General features: G+C 61.8%; 5 protein-coding genes. 1 reads left to right on the forward strand and 4 read right to left on the reverse strand.

Annotated features, from left to right (window positions below; all coding sequences use genetic code 11):
- Positions 1-161: 161 nt before the first annotated feature.
- A complete protein-coding gene (locus K5Q19_RS20545) occupies positions 162-1,304 on the reverse strand; it encodes a tyrosine-type recombinase/integrase (protein ID WP_292949083.1) in 1,143 nt (380 codons plus the stop codon).
- Between the two features lie 217 nt (positions 1,305-1,521).
- On the opposite strand from K5Q19_RS20545, the gene K5Q19_RS20550 reads away from it, so the two are divergent.
- The gene (locus K5Q19_RS20550; RefSeq protein ID WP_292949085.1) at positions 1,522-2,490 is read left to right on the forward strand and encodes a hypothetical protein; all 969 of its coding nucleotides are present in this window, start codon (positions 1,522-1,524) and stop codon (positions 2,488-2,490) included.
- Here K5Q19_RS20550 and K5Q19_RS20555 read toward each other — a convergent pair.
- The 3 genes from K5Q19_RS20555 to K5Q19_RS20565 are packed head-to-tail and all read right to left on the reverse strand — an operon-like array spanning position 2,441 to position 5,963.
- Positions 2,441-3,484 (reverse strand): TniQ family protein, encoded by a 1,044-nt coding sequence (locus K5Q19_RS20555; RefSeq protein WP_292949089.1) that lies wholly within the window; start codon positions 3,482-3,484, stop codon positions 2,441-2,443. The genes K5Q19_RS20550 and K5Q19_RS20555 overlap by 50 nt on opposite strands.
- Positions 3,484-4,308, reverse strand: a complete 825-nt coding sequence (locus K5Q19_RS20560; RefSeq protein ID WP_292949092.1) for a TniB family NTP-binding protein — start codon at positions 4,306-4,308, stop codon at positions 3,484-3,486. Before K5Q19_RS20560 ends, K5Q19_RS20555 begins: the two co-directional genes overlap by 1 nt.
- On the reverse strand, positions 4,296-5,963 hold the full coding sequence (locus K5Q19_RS20565) for a Mu transposase C-terminal domain-containing protein (protein ID WP_292949095.1): 1,668 nt from the start codon (positions 5,961-5,963) through the stop codon (positions 4,296-4,298). Before K5Q19_RS20565 ends, K5Q19_RS20560 begins: the two co-directional genes overlap by 13 nt.
- Positions 5,964-6,124 lie beyond the last annotated feature (161 nt).

Here is a 6,124-nt window from a genome sequence, read left to right on the forward strand (position 1 = left end):
CATTAATGCGAGCGAACTTGTCCGATCATGGTACTCGGAGGAGCGGCGGCAATTTCTGTCGTGGATCGGCCGACGTGTGTGACGCACCACAATTGACGTCATGCCGGGCCCAAGCGGAGCCTTTCGCGCTTCAAAAATAGTGACATTGGCCTTCTTCTGCCTCAGCCGCTCCCTCGCAACTTCCCCAGCACGCGAGCTGCTGCATTATTGCCTACGGCAAGCTCGCGGGCATATCGCAGCGCTGTAGTCGGCGAGGACCAGCGCAGCGCCAGCGCGATCCCGGCACCGTCCTCGCCCGCTGCGAACAGGTCCTGTGTCAGCCCGACCCGGAACGAATGCGCGCTAAGCCCACGTGCGGTGTCGCCTTCCATGCCGGGTTCCAGTTCAACGAGACCGAGATCGACCGCCTCCAGCACCCGGCGTCGCAGGATCGCCACCACGCCTTGCCGGGTAAGCGGCTTGGCCCCGATATAATGCCGCACAATGCGCTGCCCGGAGGCGTCTGGCGGTCCGCTCAGAACATTGATGCGCCGAAACACCGCGCCTTGCGTGATGCCGCTCGCCAGCAGCCAGGCCGAAAGCCGCGCCATGGTGTCAGGAGACAGCCAGGCCAGAGCCCCCTCCCCCAACTGGTCAGTCTTGGAATGGGCGATTTCTAGCCGCCCGCTGCCATCGCCGACCTGGCGCAGATCGGCCACCGTGGTGCTCACCAGTTCGGAGACTCTTAAGCCCGCGTCATAGGCGAGACTGATCAGCGCCGCGTCCCGCAGACCGATGATGTCGGTGCCACACGAGGCCAGCAGCGCGTTGACGGTTACCCCCTCGGGCGGTGCCTGACCCTCCTGCATCGCCTCGCCGAGCCGTAGCGGCGCAGCCTGCTTTTGCCGTTCGCGCTTTTTGCGGCGGATGGCTTTGAGCGTGTCGCGCACCATTCCAGCCTGGGTGGGCAGCGGCTCTGTATCGCCAAAACCCAGGATGCGGTGAATCCGCGCGATCGAGGCGATCCGGCGTGCAAGGGTGGCGGGCTTGGCACCCGCGCGTGTGTCCGAGCCCTTGGCCAACCAGTGCAGATAGTGGACGAGGGTCTCGGGCTCGGCGGGAACAGCCGTGGCGACAGGCCGCCGCGCTTTGCACCAGGCAAGAAAGCATTTGAGATCGGCAGTGATGGCCGCCTTGGTTGCAGGCGCCATCGCCGCGACGGCGGCCTCGAGCGCCAGCGGGCTGGCGGCGCGGGTATCAACCAGCAGGCCGTGGCCGTCGAGCACCAGTTCGACCGATGATGGGAACGGGCGATCGGTTGTCATGCGGGATGATCGTTCTGGACGAGTTTCATGGGCGCTTTTTGGGCCAAAATCGGCACTCTGGGCAATGCTGATTTTACCATAATGTTAGATTATGGAAATACCGCCGATTTACGATGCTACGGATAGGATACCAAAGCGTAGGTTTAGTAAACTCTGTGTTGACGGCGATTCCCTGTCCCGTTAGCCAGTTCGCAGCCTCCAGAGCGAAAGCCTTGAATTGAGCAGCACGATCGACGCCGGCCCTATCGCCTTCCGTATCGGCCAGATCGATGCTCTGGCCAAATGCCTGCTGGCCTCCGACACCTGCTATTCCGCAGAAATGCGCGCCGCACTCACCCTCCACTGGCTCAGCCGTGCCTGGGAGCAATACCGTCAGGACCGGGCGATTACCCTCGGGGCCTCGCTGATCGGCGCCGAATGCATGGGCGAGCGTAACGCCTTCCTCGCCCTCCTCGAGCACGCCCTGCCGACCCGCGAGAAGGTGATCGCCGAGGCCATCCGGACAGTGCGCAAGATCGCAATCCGGCCGATGGCCAGCGAAGCCCGAGAGACCGAAACCATCGTTGCTGCCAGCCTTCCCGAACTCGGCGTCGTGCTCGACGCGCTGGGTCACGCCAATCTGCCCGGCGATCCGCTCGAACGGCTGCTTGGGGTCGTCGAGCGCTTCCGCTATTCGCGCGGCAACGAGCCCGATGCCCTGACGGCAACCGCCCGAACCCCGTGCTGGGCGATCAACCTGGCGGCAACCGCGCGTGGGCATGCCTTCCGGCTGAGCGAGACCCCCCTCCCCTTCCCCGGCCTGGTCCAGCGCCGACTGTTCCGGGCCGACCGCGACGCCAGCCAGCGTCGCGCCCAAGCCCGCGAGAGCCTGCACGACGCGCTCTATGCTACCGCCTGCGACATCGCCCGCCTCCCGCGCGCCGCCGACGTCTTTGCGCGCGAGTTTCCGAGCCAGCGTTCGAATTCGCGCCTCTATCATGCATGGATGCTGCTGTTCGGCCTTGGCACCCTCACCCCCGCCCAACTCGCCCGCGCGCTTGGCGCGACCAAGGCCGGTGCGGCCAAACTCCTGCGGCAGCTGGAGGCCAAGCAAATGGCCTACGCTCAAGGCCCCTTCACGACCTTCGTCTGCGCTATTACGCCGACCCTGGCACTGCCCGACTGGCGGCATCAAGCAAGCCTCTAGACGGCCAGGCTGCCTGCGACGGGGGAGGGAGACCCTCGTAGCGCGCGAATTCCGCTGCCAGCGCGGTTTCCTGCTCCTGGCGCTGTCGCGCAGTGCCGTACGCAGCAAACAGCGCAAAGATGTCGCAGGCCCATTTGGATCTGGGCTTGGGGAGCTTGCAGGTCCGCAGACGCAATGCACCTCGAACCGGCGTTTCAATTCTACCTTCCGTCAGCGGCCTCTCGGCCAGTCTGGTTGTGATCATGCGCTCAAAGCGAAGCGCGGCTTTCGCACGTGGGCTGTGCGCCAGCGCCAGCATGGCGATCCGTTCGCACGCAAAATGGTACTGATTGGCTACGAAGCGCTCCTGATAACGCTGGTATGGCGGCGCAAGTCCCACCCAATCGCTAGGGCCGATCAGGTAATCGATCACTGTCTTGTTTCGCGCAAGCGCGGCAGAAGTCGGTTTGATTTTCCATTGGATTCTGCGAGATCGCATCACGGCATGCGCCAAGAACGCCTGCAATTGCCGCCCCGTGGCCTCCAATGGAAGGCTCCGCATGTCAGTGAGCGGCAACCCGTGCAGGCTGCATCGCCAGCTCGCCCGTAAAATCCATTCGCGGCGCGCGATTACAGGCCCGCCAGCCCGCTGGGCCTCGTAGCAGCATAGCGCACAGACGTAACGGCGGTGCGCAGAGGGCAGGAGCGCCGCCGCCTCACACGCGAGAAAGGTCGCATTGATCTGCTCGGGATCGATTTCGACCGCCCATGCAAGCCGCTCCACCATCGCATCGCAGGCCGCATGCAGCGCCGGATCGAGACCGCCCTTCCCTCGCGCCAGGTCCAAGCGCGAAAGACCCGGAGCGATCTCCAGATGGCGGAACAATTGTGCCCGGCTCACCCGGTGGGCGGCGGTCAAGCGGCTCAACCACGAATCAAACGCTTCATGTCTGCGTGGCTTGATCGGGAACGCCAGCGTCTCAGGCTCAAGATTGGGCGACCACTTGCCGGCCATCAAGCTGAAGTCGGGAGCATCGCTGCTGCTGCGCGCAAATCTGCAAATTCAACACGCTGACGACCGTCGCGAGAGGCAATCTTATGGCCCCAATGCAAAAGCCGTTTGAAATTCCCTGTCACGCCATGGCTGTTGCGCCAGATGAATTCGGCCATCTCGGGCTCAGCGAAGCGTTCCGGCTCGATGATGCGCAATCCCCGCGCCAGCGCTAGGATCAGGCGCTGGGATGGCTCTCCAGGCGGCCAGAGCGGCAATCGCAGGACGATCGAGCGATAGGCCAGTTCGACGTCCTCGGCAAAGATGTCCGCGGCGATTTCGAGACCGGCAACAACCATCGGCACATTGCCTTCGCTCATCAGAAACCGGAATGCATCCAGGGTGTCACGCCTCGCCCTGCCGCCCGCAGTGAGAATGGCATGAACATTGTCGACCGCCACCAACCGCGTCCGCTGTCTGCCGAGCAATTCAACGACTTTCAGGTCGGCAATCCGGTGGATACTGGGGGTGATCGGCCAACCTTGCTTCCACAACAACGTCAGGTTGATCTTGAGCGACGTCGGACTAGCTGGGATCACGGTCCTGAGGACGGGAGCATACCGGGCATCCCGCCAACCATCAGGCTCTGGAAAGTCACATTCGATACGCCGCTGGGCTTCGCGCAGGATCGATGTCTTCCCCATACCGGATTGACCCACGAGAATGACGCAGGGCGGCCGTTCATCAGGCTCATCATGTGCGATATCAACCAGCGTTTCCACGGCAAAACGCGCTTCGTCGAAGTCGATCCAGAACGCGGAACTGTGCGGCTGACCTAATCCCTCCATTTGAGCCACCCTTCATCGCGTATGTCGGCCACCGATACCCAACTGGGTACGTCGGAAACTTCCTGATTTGCCGGCTGAGCGGCGTGGGACACACCTTCCCTTTCCAGCCTTTTTCGCGCGTCTCGCAAGCCCCGCGTCCGGGATTTCGCGTTCAGAACTTCCTGCCTGTTGGCATGCACAAGCCGCGCAATTTCAGCCTGACCCCCAGCATGCTGGTAAAGCACGCCGGAATTGCGCCGTGCGGCGACCGCAACATCCCATTCAGGCCTGGTCACGTTCGGATAATTGCCCACCGCAGCAGCAGCGACAAGAACTCCATCGATGACAGGATAGACCTCCTGGATGGTCCTGTCGTCGTAATGGACCATGACCTTGAGACCCAGGCGCGGCGCCAAACTTTCGTGCCAATAGCGAATATGGTCAATCTTCACGCCGCCCGATTGAACGGTCCGCTCGACCCACGGCAGAAATCGGCGCGTTAGCTGCTCGATGTCGACACCTGGCGGCGCCAGCGGCCCGTGGCTCTCAACACCCGTGGACCACATTTGCGCAGGTGCGACGCGTCCCAATCCTTCGTGAGGTGTATGATGATAGCGGCAAATCTCCCGAACCAGCCACCGCTCGAATTCCTCAAGCGTCATCGCCGCGTCCGCTTCCGCATCATAGCCGTCTCGCGCCGTAACATTACCTCCGGTCGCCCCCGGAAGAAGCCGCATTCTACGCGTCATGGTGCCGATCAGACGCTCGATATGCGTGCCATAATGCGCCGGACCACGTGGGCGGACGTCCGGATCGATGCCATAAGTCTTGCAAGCGCTTCTAAAAACTTCCGCGCGATGAGATCCGGCATGATCGGCATGCAACTTCCTGAAAAAGCCATGCATTGGATATTCGATTTCGAGACCGAGACTCTCGAGCAACGGCTGTTTCGGCAACAGAGCATTGGCGATTGCCCGTCCGCATCGAAAAATCGAAGGTGCCCCAAAACTCACGTAGAAGCCGAGAATGCAGCGGCTCCAGACGTCGATGAGCAAGGTCACCCACGGTCGGCCCAGAGCCATACGGTGTGTGCTGTCGACAAGTATGACGTCGGCGGGGGTGTGATCCATCTGGACCACATCGAGCAAACCATCGCTGTGGTATTCCCCCGGGTGCACCTCGTGGGCGGTTCGCCGTTTCGAACCCATGAAACGAGCCTTCTGCGGCTCGCTTATTTCACCGATTATCCGCTCGATCGTTCGAAAACTTGGAACGATCCCGGGATCGAAGCCGTAGTCGCCATTATCGGCGATCAGCAAATAACGCACCTGCTGCGCCGCTTCCCGAACACTGAGCGGCACTTTCGTCATAACGATTTCTTCAATGAGGCCATTGATCGCCACGAGGACCTCTGGCGGCGCTTGTCTACTTCCTGGCTTTGGACCGCGCGGCCGTGAGGCCAGGCTCTCCGCAATGGGCTTGCTGCGATAGCGCCGCGCCAACTCCCGAATTCGCCGTTCGCCCAAGCCAGTTTCCCGGGCAATGACAGAAACAACGTCGGCCGCCAGCGGCGCGTCCAGTGAGACCAATTTCCGGAAAATTTGATAGAGGTCCGCGCCGCGCGTAAGCGCATCTTCCGAATACGCTGCCATTCTTGGCGGTTTGCGTTCGATCATAGGGAAATTTCCCTCTCTTTCGGCCGCATGGACTGTCGTTTGTTTTGACCACCGTTGAAAGCAGAATCTTTTGTGCGCCAGTTTTGACTGTCACTTTATCGCGAGTATATGGCTTGATTTCAGTAGTTTACGCCCGATGTTGGAAACTTTGTCGCGTGACA

This window comes from Novosphingobium sp., assembly GCF_019748365.1.
Taxonomy (GTDB): Bacteria; Pseudomonadota; Alphaproteobacteria; order Sphingomonadales; family Sphingomonadaceae; genus Novosphingobium.